13 protein-coding genes are annotated in these 15,886 nt (G+C 52.4%); 12 read left to right on the forward strand and 1 reads right to left on the reverse strand.

Features of this window, described 5'->3' with window-relative positions; translation table 11 throughout:
* The first annotated feature begins 7 nt into the window (after positions 1-7).
* The 11 genes from BUB38_RS06280 to BUB38_RS06330 all read left to right on the forward strand — a co-directional run bounded on the left by BUB38_RS06280 (position 8) and on the right by BUB38_RS06330 (position 13,131).
* Complete coding sequence (locus BUB38_RS06280; RefSeq protein ID WP_073158723.1) at positions 8-1,036, forward strand: VWA domain-containing protein; 1,029 nt, start codon at positions 8-10, stop codon at positions 1,034-1,036.
* 178 nt (positions 1,037-1,214) lie between these two features.
* Positions 1,215-1,898: a DUF4956 domain-containing protein gene (locus BUB38_RS06285; RefSeq protein ID WP_073158725.1), complete on the forward strand. Its 684-nt coding sequence runs from the start codon at positions 1,215-1,217 to the stop codon at positions 1,896-1,898.
* Between the two features lie 10 nt (positions 1,899-1,908).
* The gene (locus tag BUB38_RS06290; protein ID WP_073158728.1) at positions 1,909-2,973 is read left to right on the forward strand and encodes an HlyD family secretion protein; all 1,065 of its coding nucleotides are present in this window, start codon (positions 1,909-1,911) and stop codon (positions 2,971-2,973) included.
* A gap of 42 nt (positions 2,974-3,015) precedes the next feature.
* Positions 3,016-4,395 (forward strand): hypothetical protein, encoded by a 1,380-nt coding sequence (locus BUB38_RS06295; protein ID WP_073158730.1) that lies wholly within the window; start codon positions 3,016-3,018, stop codon positions 4,393-4,395.
* A gap of 1 nt (position 4,396) precedes the next feature.
* Positions 4,397-5,227, forward strand: coding sequence for a polyphosphate polymerase domain-containing protein (locus BUB38_RS06300; protein ID WP_073158733.1), 831 nt, complete (start codon positions 4,397-4,399; stop codon positions 5,225-5,227).
* 38 nt (positions 5,228-5,265) lie between these two features.
* The gene (locus tag BUB38_RS06305; RefSeq protein WP_073158925.1) at positions 5,266-6,915 is read left to right on the forward strand and encodes a lamin tail domain-containing protein; all 1,650 of its coding nucleotides are present in this window, start codon (positions 5,266-5,268) and stop codon (positions 6,913-6,915) included.
* Between the two features lie 174 nt (positions 6,916-7,089).
* Positions 7,090-8,913 carry a TolC family protein gene (locus BUB38_RS06310; RefSeq protein WP_083539737.1) on the forward strand — a complete coding sequence of 608 codons (1,824 nt, stop codon included), beginning with the start codon at positions 7,090-7,092 and terminating at the stop codon, positions 8,911-8,913.
* A gap of 37 nt (positions 8,914-8,950) precedes the next feature.
* Positions 8,951-9,949, forward strand: a complete 999-nt coding sequence (locus BUB38_RS06315; RefSeq protein WP_073158739.1) for an HlyD family secretion protein — start codon at positions 8,951-8,953, stop codon at positions 9,947-9,949.
* Positions 9,950-9,967: 18 nt separating this feature from the next.
* The gene (locus BUB38_RS06320) at positions 9,968-11,146 is read left to right on the forward strand and encodes an ABC transporter permease (protein WP_139258299.1); all 1,179 of its coding nucleotides are present in this window, start codon (positions 9,968-9,970) and stop codon (positions 11,144-11,146) included.
* Positions 11,147-12,337 (forward strand): ABC transporter permease, encoded by a 1,191-nt coding sequence (locus BUB38_RS06325; protein WP_254794887.1) that lies wholly within the window; start codon positions 11,147-11,149, stop codon positions 12,335-12,337.
* A gap of 77 nt (positions 12,338-12,414) precedes the next feature.
* A complete protein-coding gene (locus BUB38_RS06330; protein ID WP_083539733.1) occupies positions 12,415-13,131 on the forward strand; it encodes a zinc metallopeptidase in 717 nt (238 codons plus the stop codon).
* Positions 13,132-13,451: 320 nt separating this feature from the next.
* Here the strand turns inward: BUB38_RS06330 and BUB38_RS06335 are convergent, their stop codons facing one another.
* Positions 13,452-15,212 carry a segregation/condensation protein A gene (locus BUB38_RS06335; protein ID WP_073158747.1) on the reverse strand — a complete coding sequence of 587 codons (1,761 nt, stop codon included), beginning with the start codon at positions 15,210-15,212 and terminating at the stop codon, positions 13,452-13,454.
* Positions 15,213-15,302: 90 nt separating this feature from the next.
* Between BUB38_RS06335 and BUB38_RS06340 the strand changes: the two genes are divergently transcribed.
* Positions 15,303-15,875: an FISUMP domain-containing protein gene (locus tag BUB38_RS06340; protein WP_073158750.1), complete on the forward strand. Its 573-nt coding sequence runs from the start codon at positions 15,303-15,305 to the stop codon at positions 15,873-15,875.
* Positions 15,876-15,886: the final 11 nt, after the last annotated feature.

Genomic DNA, 15,886 nt, shown 5'->3' on the forward strand with positions numbered 1-15,886 from the left:
ATTTGCCATGCGTTTTGCTGAACCGATGTTTTTGTGGGGCTTGCTGACCCTCCCGCTGTTTGCCTTGCTCTTTGTGTACGCCTATCACCGTCGCAAGAAGCTGGCTGCCCGCTTTGTCTCTCTTTCCATGCTGCCGAAGCTTTCCACCTCGGTGTCCCCCTGGCGTAGACTTGCCAAGGTGCTGTTGCTGCTGTTGGCCATCGCCTTCTTGTTTGTGGCTCTGGCTCGACCCCAGTGGGGCCGTAAGATGGAACATATTGAACGTCGCGGTCTGGATCTGGTGCTGCTTCAGGATATTTCCCTTTCCATGTTGGCAGAAGACATCAAGCCGAACCGTCTGACCCGCAGCCGTCACGAGATTTCCGCCTTCCTGGAAAGCCTTTCCGGCGACCGCGTCGGTCTGGTGGCCTTCTCCGGCGAAGCCCAGGTCATGGTTCCCCTGACTCTGGATTACGGTACCGTGCAGATGATGCTCCGTGAACTGAATCCCGGCTGGCTCATGCCCGGCACCAATCTGGAAAACGCTATCCGCAAGGGTATGTCGCTGTACAGGAATGCCGGCACTGGTGGCCAGTATTCCGTCATGATCCTTATGAGCGATGGTGAAGAACTGGAAGCTGCCGCCGTGAATGCCGCCAAGGAAGCCGCAGAAATGGGGATCCGCATCTATACCATCGGTATCGGTTCCCGCGAAGGCGTGCCTATTCCCGTGCCCAGCCGCAATGGGGAAGTGGCCTACAAGAAGGACGTCCAGGGTAACATTGTGACTACCCGCCTTGAAGACGGAACCCTCCAGGAAATCGCCAGCGTCACCGGCGGCCTGTATTTCTATGCCAGTCCCGGTGAGTTCCAGCTCCAGAAGGTGCTGACCGAAATCGCATCCCTCGAAAAGAAGGAACAGGCCAGCGACCGTATGGAAAACTACCAGGACCGTTACCAGATTTTCCTGGGTCTTGCCGCCCTCCTCTTCTTGATAGAGGCTCTCGTATCCGAACGAGGCGGACGTAAAAAAATGCAAATAGGGCGTTTTAACTGATTTTTTAGATTATATTACGGTTGGTGTTTGAAAAATTGAGGTGATTTATTCCCGAAAATGGCCTCAAAGGTGCTGTTTGGTTTGCTTTGTTCAGCCGAATTTACACAAAAACCCTTAAATTTAGGGCTTAAAAAGGTAAATTATGGGGGCAAAAATACAGTAAACCAACGGAGTCTTTATGTTAGACCTTTTAGCTGTCCAGTCCGGCACAGCCAACGCTTCTCTGATTACTCTGGCCTACACTCTTATTCTGGCCTTTATTCTTTCTTCCGTTATTGCCTGGACTTACGAAAAGACCTTCCTTGGCCTGTCCTATTCCCGTAATTTTGTTCAGGGTATAGTCCTGAGTTCTGTGGTGGCCGCCATGGTGATGTCTGCCATCGGTGATAACGTAGGACGTGGTCTTGGTATGATGGGTGCCCTTTCCGTGGTTCGCTTCCGTACCAGCTTTAAGGACCCCCGCGACATCATGTTCATTTTCGCTTCCCTGGGCGCCGGTATCGGTTGCGGTGTGTACGCCTGGGGTGCTGCAGCCGGCGGTACCTTGGCCTTCTGCGCTGTAGCTTTCCTCCTTTCCCGTACCGGTCTGGGTACCAAGCACTTCTTTGACGGCATGCTCCGCTTTGCCATGCCCAATGAATCCGCTCCCCGTCAGGCTATCGAAGATATCATGCGCAAGAACATCAAGACCTACGTGCTCATTACCATGCGCGAGGTTGATGGCGGTGCCCGTGTGGATTGCGCCTACCAGGTCCGTCTCCGTGCCAACCGTCCTGCTGCAGAGATCCTGAAGGAACTTTCTGCTGTAGAAGGCATTTCTGACATTAGTTTCATGATGCAAGACGCCACCACGGAAATGTAAGGGGTAAAAGATGTCTAAGATTGAAGAAATTCTCGATAACTTCTGGAACACCCACAAGACCAATCCCGGTGTGGCCCACGTCTACAAGTACAAGCTGCTCTATGCCTGGTGCCTGAGCATTCTGGTGGTGATTGTCCTGGGTATGGTTTACCAGGGCAAGGCTACCATGTTCCAGGGTATTGCCGAAGCTGACGAAACTACCATCAGTGTTCCTAGCGCTACCGAAATTGTGAAGGTCCATGTGGTTCCTGGCCAGGCCATCAATGCCGGCGACACCATCGTCCAGCTGAACCGCCCCGACTTGACTTTGCGCATTAACGAAGTGACCCGCGAACTTGACGCCCTGGAAGGCCGCAGCAATCTTTCTACTGCAGAAATCGACCAGAAGGTGGCCGAAGTCAAGGCAACTCTCGCTACCCGCAGCTTGACCCTGAAGGCCGAAATCCGTAACCTTGAAACTGAATACAAGAAGAACAAGGAAATCGCCTCTAAGCTGAAGAGCCTCAAGAATTCTAACGGCGACAGCGATGGCAACGACGCCATGGCCATGCAGATCAAGAGCCTGAAGAACGAACTGGCAGTGGCCCAGGCCAACGCCAACGAACAGATCAAGTTGCTCAAGAGCAGCGGCCGCCTCCAGAAGACTACCGGTAAGAATGAAGCCGAAAACCTCCGCAAGGAACTGGCTGAACTCCAGAAGGAACAGGAAGAACTGATCCAGGTCGCCAAGGAAAGCTGGGTTGTAGGTTCCGTGAATGTTCGCGACGGCGAAAAGGTTTCCAGCTTTACTCCCATCGTGACCTTGACTCATAAGTCTCCCACCCTGGTCCGCGGCTACATCCACGAAAAGATGTACCAGCGTATGGACCTGGGCGAAAAGGTAAAGATCCGTACCTTGGGCGGTTCCGGCAAGGCTATCGAAGGTAAGGTTGTGGGTCTTTCCAGCCGTATCGTTCCGTTCCCCACCCGTATGTGGAAACTGCCCGAAATGCCGATTTACGGTCGCGAAGTGACCATCTCCATTCCGGCAGACAATCACTTCCTCCTTGGTGAAATGGTAACGATTTCTGAATAGTACGTTTTTGAAATAGAACGTTTTGGATAACAGGTTTTTGATATGAAAAAGTTTGGGTTAATTTCTCTGGCTCTTGCCGCATCCGTTTTTGCAGGTCCTCTTACTTGGGAACAGCTGATCAAGTCCGCTGACAATGACCCTCGTTACCAGGCTGCCCAGAAGCGCGCCCAGATGACCGGTGGTGAAAGGAATACCAAGCTTTGGGACAAGCTGGAACTGCGCTACAAGCTTGATGGTTTCAGCTTTGCCCAGCACGACTTTGAACTTCGCATTACCCCCAAGGCTTTTGGCGAAGGTGCCGCTGACCGTGCCCACTGGGACGCCCAGGTCCAGTATCAGAATGCCCGTCTGGCCGAAGACCGTGGCGTGCTGATGTATGACCGTTATGAACGCGCCATCCATTACCTGATGCGCCTCCGCCTGAACAAGCTGACCAAGGAACAGTACCAGGTGAATGCCGACCGTATCGAGGTGATGCACCTGAAGTCCGGTTCTGCAAGCTTTAATCCCCAGGACCTGATGACCGCCCTCGAAAAGGAAGCTTCCCTCAGGGCCGAACTCATTAGCGACAGTACTTCCCTGATTAACGCCGAGGCAAAGCTCCGCCTGTGGGTGCCCGACTTTGATGGCGTGGAACTGGATTCCTCCTGGCTCCCCACCATGGAAGAAGTGGAAAAGGAAATTCAGGAAGGCATTACCGTAGACGAAAGCTTCCCGCAGATTGCCAAGGCTCTGGGCAAGAAGAATTCTGAAACTTCCAAGGCCAGGCAGGATGTGGCTTCGGGCCGCGACTATATTTCCCATGTAGGTATCGGCTACTCCATGAAGGTGGAATCCCTGATGGAGAAGTATAAGGATCTTGATGCCTATGATGTATTCTCGACAGGTTCCTATGCAGATTACAGGGACGAATTTACAAGCCAGACAGGCTGTACCTCTCAGTTGAACTGTACTTCTACGGCTAGCGTTCTTGTTCCCGATTATGACAACCGCAAGACTGCAGACAAGTTCTTCTTGAATGTGGGTGTCCGTCTGCCGTTCTTCGACAGCAACAAGGATAGCGAGCTTCGCTACCAGGTGGCTGAACTGGATGCCGAAGGGGACTACATGGATGTGGTCCGTTCCGTGAACCAGAAGGTGACCAAGATTGTAGAAGAAATTAACGCTCTCATTGCCCAGTGGAAGGTCCAGAAGGAATTTGTGGAACAGGTGAATGCCGGCTCTATCTTTGAACAGTTTGCAAAGAATGCCGGTTCCGACCCGCTGCTGTTGCTGCGTGCCCGTGAAAGCGGTATCGAAAGCGATATGCGCGCCATCAAGCTTGAAACCGAAGTGCTGAACCGTTATCTTGAATTGCTGATGTATGCCGGTGTGCTTTCCCAGGAAGGAACCATGAACCATCTGCAGAAGGGCCTGAAGTAATATGGCAGAAGCCCGCGGTTTTAGCCTTCTCGAACGCTTCGAGCTGAAGTACCACATTCCTGTGGAATGGGCCGACAAGATCGGCGCCTTCATTGCTCCCTATTGCGAAGAAGACTATTACTCCAAGATTACGCCCGGTGGATTTTACTGGATTACCAACCTGTACCTGGATTCTCCCACGTGGACTTTCCTGGGTTGGAAGAAGAAACAGTTGCTGGACCGCTTCAACATGCGTATTCGCACTTATGGTGAACACCCTGCTCAGGATGGGACGTTCCACTTTGAGGTAAAGCGCAAGATCAAGAGTATCTGCTATAAGAGTCGCGCCACCATCAAGGGAATCAATCCAGGCGAAGTTTGGCATATGAAGCCTGAGGAATGGCCCTGCAAGACCGACAAGGATCGTAAGTATCTGAAGGACTTTCTGTATAAGACAGAACTGCATGGCGCTCATCCCCGTCTGTTGACCCAGTACAAGCGTCGCGCCTGGTTCGGCCTTCGCGAGGAATATTCCCGCGTGACCATCGATACCGGCATGCGTTTCCGCGAAGAGAACGGTTTTGACTATACGGTGGACCCCCATTATATGCAGACCACGGGAATTCCCAGGTTCTTCTTGCCGGGCTGTGATGCGGTTCTGGAACTGAAGTGCCCTTGTTCCCAGGTTCCTTATTGGATGATCGATTTGATTCGGTTCCTGAACCTTAAACAGGGTGGATTCTCCAAGTTTGGAAATGCTGCGGCTGAATGGCAGAGACTTTATGAAAATCCCCGCCGTTTCAAGACCCCTTATTGGACCAAGCTGGGCCAGACCCTAGAAGAAAATTTGTAATATAAACCTTAAGGCTTTATAAAAAGAGGATGTCTCCTATGGATATCAAGAAAATTATTTTGACCGGTTCCTGCGTGGCTGCCATGGGCATGTTCAGCGCCTGTTCCGATGATAGTGCTTCCGCTGAACCGGAATCCAGTTCCAGCGTTCAGATGATCACTTCCGTAGACGATAACGGAAACGAAGTCCTGGTGCCTGCATCTTCCGCAAGTGCTCCTACTTCAGCTGGTTCCGATGTCCTGGTGTCTAGCTCCGCATTGAGCGACAAGGATGAACCTCAAATGGCCTGCTCCGAAATCATGTACAACGCTCCGGATAGCTCTTCCCTGGAATGGGTGGAAGTCTATATCGCTGGCGGTATGGACATGGACAACATGCAGGACTTCTTGCTGCACCTGAGCGGCGACGTGTCTTTCGACTTCCCTGCTGAACCCTTGAAGAAGGGTGAGTATGTGGTGGTGACCAACGATATTGACAAGTTCAAGGAAACTTACCCCACCTTTACGGGTCGTGTCTTTGGTAACATGACCGGCAAGATGGTTAACGAAGGTGGCGTGGTGAATGTGAAGGTCCGTGGTGAAGGTGACGTTACCTGCGCCTTCAGCAGCGAACCTCCTTGGCCCAGCCTGGCCGATGGTAAGGGCCGTTCCCTGGTCTATACCGGTGGCATTGCCGCCCAGTCTGTTTCCTGGTGCGCCAGCGCTGTTGACTATGGCGTTCCTGGTGTAGGCAACGATGCCTGTGTCGATGCCGTGAATACGGTTCGCATTAACGAAGTCAAGCCTTATGACAGCGATGCTGATCATTCCTGGATGGAACTTTACAATTCTGGCTCTGAAGCTGTAGATGTGACTGGATGGAGGGTTCGTGTAAAACGTCGCAACGATACCTTGACCATTAAATCTGGCGTGGTGCCTGCCGGTGGTTATCTTGTTCTGGATGGTGTTGACGATTTTGATAAGGAACTTGTGGTTGCAAAGACTGGTGGTGAAATTTATTTAGACGGTACTGTTACCGGTCAGGAATCCAGCATCTGGATTCCCGCAAGTGAAGGTGTCAGCGGTACGATCGATGTTGCTGACGGTTCTATTGCCCAGGGTCCCCTGGCTAGCGCCACTCCGGGTGAAAAGAATGCCGCTCTGAAGCTGGGTTCCGTCTATATTGATGAAATCCATTACCATCCCGATGATAAGGGAGCTTTGCCCTTTGAATATATGGAACTGGTAAATGCTACTGACGCTGACATTTCTCTTTTCAGCACTACGGTGAATAAGGGCTGGAAGATTGAAGGTATCGGTTTCGAATTCACTTCCAGTAGTGTCATTCCTGCCCATGGCAGGATCCTGTTGATTCCTGAAAATCTGGAAGATATCTCTATCGATAACTGGGGTCCGGAACTTGTTCGTACCAGCTATGGAGTTCCTGCAGACGTTCAGATTTTCACCTATACCGGTAAACTTTCTAACCGCGGTGAAACTATCGCTGTGAAGGAACCCTTCTCCAAGGAAGGTGTTGGTGTCGATGCGAAGTTCTTCTACACTTGGCATGACGCAACCCTCTATTCCGATGCATGGGCTGGTCTTACCAGTGCTGACGGCATGGGTTATAGCTTGCAGCGTAAGGATTTGACCACCATGGGTTATGGCCCCTCTGCTTGGACTGCAGCGGAACCGACCCTGGGTAAGTAACGTTCTCCATCTAACTTTTCATTAAAAGCTTGCGGAAACCTAGTGCGGTAAACACTGGGTTTCTTTTTTATTCATTACATAGATTGTAAGTTTTGTGTAATAAAAACGTAAATATCGTAAGTTTTGCTTACCTATGTGGTTTACCATAGTCCAGTTTATTATTTTTTACGTGGTATGAATAAGAGCTTGTTTATTGCATTGTCGTCTTGCGCCGTTGCCTTTGCAACGCCTATTTCTCTTGCTGATGCCATTGCCATGGCAAAATCCTGTAACTCCCAGATCAAGGCCGAAAAGGCCAAGGTGGAAATGGCCGAAAGTGGTCAGACCGAGGCTCGTTCCCGCTTCTTGCCCCAGTTGACTTTGACCGCCAGCGTTACCAAGATTAACGATCCCATTACCATTGACTTGAGTTCCTTGCAGGGACCCTTGGCCGATATCGCAGGGACTGCCGCTTATTCCAAGGCTTATATTTCTACATACAGTGCCGCCTACGAAAAGAAATATGGGGAACTGTATGATGGGGCTGTCAAACAGATGATGGCTGCCGGTTTGACGGAGACTCAGGCCAAGGCTCAAGCTAAGACCATTATTGATGAAAAGGCTGGAGATATTTGGAGTGGCGTGGTTTCTAGCAGGGATGCTCACAACGCCGCCGTTCAGCAGGCCGAAACTTACCAGAAGGCCACTTCCGACCAGATCAAGGAATCCAGGGATTTCGAGATGAAGGTTCAGGACGACGTTTTCTTTAACGCTCGTCTGACTGCCATTTGGCCCTTGTTTACCGGTTTCAAGCGCACCGCCGCCTACGACGCCGCCAAGGAAAATGTGACCGCCAAGAAGGCTGCCTTCGACATGGCTCAGAATACGGTCCTGATGGACGTGGCTACGAAGTATTTCACCTTGCGTCTGGCCGAAGAATTGACCATCATGCGAGAGGATACAAAGAAGAATCTGGAAGAACATCTGGAGCGGTCAAAAAAATTGGAAGAGGGCGGCCAGATTAGCAAGGCAGAACGCCTCCGTGCCGAAGTGGCTTTGGCCGAAGCCCAGAATGCTGTTGAAGATTCCTACCGCGATCAGACTCTGGCCCGCATGGCTCTTGCAAGCCTTTTGCATACCGATACCAGCCTGACTGCAACAACTCCGGTTCTTGCTCCCGAGAATATCCATTCCATGGAAGAGTTCAAGGCTTTGGCTTTGGATAAGCATCCCGGTCTCCGTCAGCTGCGTACCGAACGTAAGCGCTCACAGGATGCGGTTAGCGCTGCCCAGGGTGATTATTACCCTATGATCGCCTTGTTCGCCTACAAGGAACTTTATACCAAGGATTTGACCATTCTGGAGCCGGAATGGGCTGTAGGCGCCAAGCTCCAGTGGGATTTGTTCAAGGGTGGCGAAACCCGTTCCAAGGTGGCAAACGCCAAGGCTCTGGATCGCTCCCTGGCCAGCATGGAAGAACAGACCATGGATAATATCAAGCTGCTGGTAGAAAAGCGCTGGCGTGAAATGGAACATGCCAAGAGCCGCCTGGAAAGCTTGAAGAAGACCCGCGAACTTGCAGAAGAAGCTCATCGTAGCCAGACCTTGGCTTACGAGGCTGGCCTTGCTACGGGCCTCGATGTGGTGGATGCAGAACTTTCACTTTCCCGTTTGCAGGTGGCCGATTTGAAGGCTCATTACGATGCCGTGATTGCATGGCTTGGCTTGCTGGAAGCCAGTGGTGAAGTGGGTAACGCCGGAGAGATGATGGCTAACGTTCAGGCTCCTGTTGAACCGGCCAAGGTTTCTGAACCTGTGGCAGCCCCGGCTCAGCCTGTATTGCCTGTAGTTCAGCCCGCCGCTCAGACTGCGGCTCCGGTTGCTGAACCCTCTGTTCCGGCTGCAGAACCTGCTGCAGAAACCGCTGCACCTGTAGCCCCGGCTGCAGAACCTGCTGCAGAAACCGCTGCACCTGTACCCCCGTCTGCTGAACCTGCTGCAGAATCCTCTGCACAGTAAGTTTTACCACGAAGATTTTAGAAATGGAGAATGACAAATGAAGGCTATCAAGTTCTTAGGAAAGTTTTTTGTTGTTGCCGCCCTCATCGCTCTGATTGTCCTGGGCGTAACGACTTTGCAGAAGTTCGCTACCGAACCTCGCGATGCCTATTTGCAGGGCCAGATGGAAGCCCGTCGCGTTCTGGTGGCCGGTAAGGTTCCTGGCCGTGTGGAACGTCTGTTCTTCCGCGAAGGGGATATGGTCGAAAAGAATGCCATTGTGGCCATTATCAGCAGCCCTGAAATCGAGGCCAAGAAGATGCAGGCCCAGGGTGCTCTCGGTGCTGCCCGCGCCCAGGCTTCCAAGGCCAAGAATGGTGCCCGCTCCGAAGATATTACCGCCTTGAAGGCCATGGCCGATCGCGCTCAGGATGCCGCCAACTTGGCAAAGAGCACTTACGACCGCGTTCAGAAACTTTATAACGAAGGCGTTCTCCCGCTGCAGAAACGTGACGAGGCCGAAACTCAGATGAAGGCTTCCCAGTCTGCCGCCGATGCCGCCAAGGCTCAGTATGACCAGGCTCTTGCCGGTGCCCGCTCCGAAGATAAGGCTGCCGCCAACGCCCTGGTGCTTCAGGCTAAGGGCGCCAATGCCGAAGTGGATGCCTACCTGGAAGAAACCAAGATCCGCGCTCCCATTGCAGGTGAAGTTTCTGTGAAGCTGGTGGAAGAAGGCGAAGTGGTTGGCTCCGGTATGCCGGTGGTGGCCGTAACCGACCTGGAAGATTCCTGGGCCGTATTCCACCTTCGCGAAGACATGTTGAAGAATGTCTCCAAGGGAAAGGTCTTCATAATGTATATTCCCGCACTGGCGGCTCATATCGATATGGAAGTCAGCTATATCGCTTCTGTGGGTGACTATGCCACCTGGCGCAGCTCCAAGGAAAGTGGCGGTTTCGACTTGAAGTCTTTCGAAGTCCGCATGCGCCCCACCAAGAAGATTGAAAATCTCCGCCCGGGCATGAGTGTCCTTTTCCCCGTGGATCAGATTCAGTAATTCGGCTGGACGGTTCTAGTGTTTCGGAATTTCTTTAGAGCGGTTCGCAAAGTTTACTTCGGCCACAATCTGGTGTTGTGGCTGGTGCTTCTGATTTTGCCTGTAGGAACCTCTGTCTTTATGGTGGATGTGTTCTCGGCGGAAATCCTGCAGCACATTCCCATTGGAATTATCAAGCAGGACCGTAGTCAGCTGGCCGATAAGATCGAGGCCGGATTCAAGGCCAACCCGGTGTTGGATGTGGCCTTGGAATGCCATGACTTTAGCGAATGTGAACACGCCATTGTAAAGGGTGACCTTCAGGCTTTCGTGGTGCTGCCCTATGACATGGAACGTCGTGCGCTGCGCCTGGAAACACCGGTGGTTCCCGTTTATTCCAGCGGCCAGAATTACCTGACCAATTCCTTTGCCACCAAGGAAATCCGTACGGTGGTTTCTTCTGTGGGGGCAGGCGTCTTTACCAAGTCCATGGACGACCCGGTTAAGGTGCAGTTACAGTCCGTAGGAAATACCAGCGGAAACTATCAGGGCTTTCTGGGAATGGGGCTTGTGACGGCCATTTTCCATTTGGCAGGTATTCTTGCAGCCGTGTACTTGTTCAGCTTGACTTTCCGTGACCATCGCGTACGTGAATATTTGGCTGCTGCCGGTAATTCCCGCACCATCTTGTGGCTTGCAACAATGCTTCCGCTGGGTGTTGTCCAGTCTTTGGCCATGATCGGTGTCTATGCCTATACCCACCGCTTTATGGCGCCTATGACCTTGGACGAGTTCATTATGACTGCCGGTGGCCAGGTGGCCATGGTGTTTGCCTGTAATGGTGTCGGTGCGGCGTTTGTTGGCCTTACCGGAAACATGCGCATGTCTACCAGTGCGGCTGGCGTGATTGCGGGCCCTGCCTTTGCCTTTGCCGGTCAGACGTTCCCCATTATGGCTATGCCCTTTGCCGTTCGCTGCTTTGCCTTCTGCCTGCCTCTGACTCACATTCTGAAGGTGCAGTCCTGTATGTTGCTTGGGGCTGCAGGAAAGGCTCATGCCTGGAATTCCATCGAGATTCTTTTGGGGATGGCTCTCTTCTGGCATCTGCTTGCAGTTTTCATGCTGTCTACTCGCTGGAAAAAGAGGGCTGAACGTGAACGGGAACTTAACCTGCGCTCCGTAAGCATTATGGGCGACGAGATGGAGGAGGCTAAATAAATGTTTGAATTGTTTGCCCGACTCATCAAGGTAGCCTTTGCTGAATGGAAACTTTTCTACACGGATGCTGCCGCTGTCTTGCTGTTGGTGGTGGCCGGTATCCTGTATGCTTTTTATTATCCCACGCCTTACATGAACCAGACGGTGTCTAAGGTGCCTGTGGCCGTGGTGGATATGGACCATACGGTTATGTCTCGCCAGCTGACACAGATGTCGGCATCGGCCCAGCAGATCGACGTGCGCTATATCTTCTCTGATATGCGTGAGGCGGAAGAGGCCTTGGCCAACGAGAAGATTTATGGCTTCATGGTTATTCCCAAGGATATGGAAAAGACCTTGCGCAACGGCGGCAGTGTGAACGTGAATGTGTTCACCCATGGCGCCTACGTGATGCTCCACGGAAATATCGGAACCGCCTTTACCACTTGTGCCTTGACTGTTGGCGCTACCACCAAGGTGAAACGTATTGCCTTGGGAAAGAAGGTGCCTGCCGCCAAGGCCATGGCCATGCGCGACCCTACGCCCCTGAGCATCCAGACGTTGTATAACAACACGGGTAGCTATTCCAATTATGTGGTTCCCAGTGTATTGGTGTTGATCTTGCAGCAGACTCTGGTGATCGGTATCTGTGTTCTGGGTGGTGCCCGCGCCCACCGCAAGTTCCGCAAGAAATATCGCGAAGCCGCCGTAGAAAATGAGGAGTTGCCCTACCGCTATTTTGGTCGTTCCCTGGCGTACTTCTTGCACTATTGTAGCTTTATCCTGTTCTACCATTTCGTGGTCTATAATCTGTTTGACTTCCCCCGTCGCGGTCAACTCCTACCTATGATTGCCTTTGCCGTGGTGTTTCTGTTTAGCACCATCAATTTCGGCATGGTGCTTTCCCAGGTATTCCTCCGTCGTGAAACCAGTATGCAGATTTTCCTCTACATGAGTATTCCCATTCTGTTCCTGGCGAATTTCAGCTGGCCCAGTTACCTTGTTCCCAGTTGGATGGTGGGGCTGTCGGCTTTGCTGCCTTCCACTTTTGCGGTACCGGCCTGGCTTAGCATTCAACAGCGTGGTGCCGACATTTACGAGGCTTCGGCCTTGCTGTACCCCCTGGCGCTGCAGGCAGTGTTCTATATGCTGCTGGGGCTGGTGCTAACCCGCATTCGCGACAAGACTCCGCTGAAGACTGGCGACATGTAGCCACTTACGAAAAAATAATGACGCGGGCCGTGTTTATGGAGTCCGCGTTTTGTACATTTAGGGTAGAGGTATAAAATATGATGTTTGATCCCCTATATATGTCCATCCTGGTGGTAACCCTTGCCCTTTCCGGCATTGTTTCGTGGATGGTGAAGTCCCGCTTTAACGCAGGGCAGAAAGTGAATATTTCCAGCGGCCTGACCGGTGCCGATGTGGCCAAGGCGATCCTTATGGATGCTGGCATTACCGATGTGACTGTACATGTGCATCAAGGTTTTCTTTCGGATCACTATAATCCGCTGAACAAGACCCTCAACCTTTCAAAGGAAGTTTTTTACGGCAGGAATGCAAGCGCTGCTGGCGTAGCCGCCCACGAAGTGGGCCATGCTATTCAGCATGCACAGGGGTATTTCCCCCTGTGGCTCCGCAGCTTCATCGTGCCCGCCGCCAACATCGGTTCCAATCTGGGACCGTGGCTTGTGATTATCGGTATCATCCTGATGGGTGCCGGTCGCGCCCTAGGGTACTCCCTGGCTATCGTTGGCGTTCTGCTGTTTGCCATCGCCACCCTCTTTACGCTGGTGACTGTTCCGGTTGAATTTGACGCCTCTGCCCGCGCCAAGAAGGCTCTTGCCCGCATGGACATCGTGGCCCAGGGTCGCGAATACAATACGGTAAGCGGAGTGCTCTTTGCCGCAGGCCTTACCTATGTGGCGGCCGCTATCGGTTCCATTATGCAGTTGCTGTACTGGGCTTACCGCGCCGGGCTGCTGGGCGGCCGTAGCGACGATTAGCTCGGCATACTGCCGCGACGATTGTTGGCTGCATTCAGTCAAAAATGCTGAAAAATGCGATTCTTACGAACCAAATGGCATATATATCGCTGTTTGGTTCGTATTGTTTTGTATAAAGTAATTGAAATTGGGCGGAAGAATGTCGAAAAATCGCATTTGGGAATGAAAAAGGATTGTGAAATCCTCTAATTCTCAAATTTAAAATGAAATTTTGTCCCAAAATACGGAATTTTATTGTGTATAAACTAAATAACTACTTACCGATGCCGGAGAATTTGTTCGCTTGGTTCGTAGTTTTTCAAATTTCGTGAATTTGAGGATTATTTCTTGCCGAAGTTCTTGGCACTGCGGGTAAGGTAGGCGATATATTCAGCATCGGTCATTTCGTTGCCAGCGAAGATGGGGCCCTCGTCCTCATCTTCTTTTTCGTCTGCGGGTGCCGGGGCCGGTGCGACAGGTGCTGCGGGCGTCTCAGAAACCGGGCGCTCCTCGATAGGCTTGACGGCGGGGTCGGCAGGGGCCTGGGTAGGCTTTGGCATGGGCATTGCCGGGGCTTCGCCCTGACCGCCGTTGTTGTAGAATTCCTGGGCCTTGCGCATGAACTCGGCGAATTCCTCGTCGGACATCTGGGACGGATCGCTGCTTGCGGCAGGCTGTTCTGTCTTTGCGATGGTTGCGTCGGGTTGTTCCGCTGCACTGGCGACAACAGGCTCTTCTGCAGGCTCTTCTTCGTCATCGTCGGCGGAAGTGACTACGACGACGGGGGCGTCATCCTCTTCATCTTCTGCGGTTTCGAATTCATCGCCGTCTTCAAAATCATCTTCAAACTCGCCATCTTCAAACTCGTCGCCAAGGTCTTCGCTTGCGGCAGTTTCGGTGGGCTCGTCGTCTGCGAATTCTGCGAGACGTTCAACGACCGGTTCTTCGATGGACTCGTTGGCGGCTTGTGCCGGTTCTGCGGGCTCGCTAACCATTTCCGCGGCCTGTGCATTTTCCGCGGCTTCTGCAGCCGGTGCTGTACCTTCCTGCGGCATGCCGTTCATGGCCTGTTCGGCGGCTTCGTCTGCCTTCATCATTTCGGCGAAGGGATTTTCCTGCACGTCGGACATATCCACCTTGCCTTCCAGCATGGCGGTCAAGTCTTCGTCAGAAACGCTGCGACCGTTGTTGGTCCACTGCACCGCTTCGCGCATGACAGCGGCCAAGTCTCCCACAGACTGTTCCTGGGAGCGGGCCAATGCCTGGTTACGGATGGCTTCCACAAGGCCGGGCTTGACGTCGGGATCCTTGCTGAAGAACACGGTCTCGCGAGCCATTTCGTCGGCATAATCAGCATTGTTCTTCTTGCGGTAAATCCAGATCGGTCCAAAAAGTTCGCTCTGTCTAAAGACGATTTCGTCGGTCTTGATCATCTCCAGCATAGCCATGAAGGTAACGGCTGCCACGATGGGGTGGGAGTCGTTGTCCAGCAGGTCTTCGAACAGGGCGCGACCATTGACGCTCAGGTAATTGTTGATTGCCTGCTGACGGTCCTGAATGGTGACGTAATCCAGTTCGATGTGGTGGATAGTCTCGGAAATCTTGGTCTTCAGACTCTTCTGATAGGCGCGGAAAAGCTGCCAGATGTTGGCGTCGGCCAGGGTGTCTTCGTCGGACTGGGTCTTTTCGAGACGGCCGCGGGAATAAGTACCGAAGTTGTTGCCTTCCATTTCCTGGAGGCCGCTGGCCACCTGCTTGAATCGCTGGTATTCCAGCATTTCCTTCATGAGGGCTTCGCGGTCTTCGTTGTATTCCGCTTCCATTTCGGGGTCGCGTTCTTCGGCAGGCAAAAGTTCCTGCACCTTCAGCGCCATCAGTCGGCTGGCCATCGACAAAAAGTCGCCTGCCTTGGAAAGGTCCATGCTGGTGGATTCGCTATAGACGTTCACCCATTTCAAGAACTGGTCGGCAATTTCCGCAATGGAAATCTGTTCCAGGGGAACTTCCTTCTTCTGGACAAGGTACACCAGAAGGTCCATGGGGCCGTTGAAGGCTCCAATGCGGACTTCGTAATCTTCCTGTTCCAAAAATTCCTGTTCCATGGAGCGAAAAATGTAGAAAAATCAGAATGGAACGTCTTGCTTTATGGGGTGGATGGAATCTAGATTTATTCAAAGAAAAGGAACTGCTCCATGACCTGGAAACCATCTCGAATTTTGAAGTCTCTGCCCCGCGTCATGGCCGGGGTTTCGTTGCTGTCGGCCCTGTGCTTTGCGGGCACCCTTGTAGATAAAAGGGACGGGACGTCATACAAGACCGTCAAACTGGGGAAACAAGTTTGGATGGCGGAGAATCTGAACTTCAAGACTCCGGGAAGCAAGTGCTTTAATGGCGACGACTGCGCCACCTATGGACGCTTCTACCGCTGGAAAGAAGCTCGTGAAATTTGCCCCGACGGCTGGCACCTTCCGGTAAAGGGGGAACTGGATGCCCTTCTGAAGCTTGGTCCCAAGAACCTCCAGTCCGCAAATGGATTCAACCTGAAAGTCACGGGTAGCTTTGGGGGACAGGACGATGTCGTCTACAATGCCGATAATTCCTTTATCTGGAGTGATACCTTTGTAGACGAGTGCGGTGAAGGTGACGAAGGCATCATCGACTGTTCCTACACCTACGTCCTCAGAAATTCCCATTTCGGAATTTCCATCGTGGAAGAATTCTTTGATGCGGATGTGCTCTATTCGGTACGGTGTGTCAAGGATTAGTTTGGACGTCA

Source organism: Fibrobacter sp. UWH5, from assembly GCF_900142505.1.
GTDB lineage: Bacteria > Fibrobacterota > Fibrobacteria > Fibrobacterales > Fibrobacteraceae > Fibrobacter.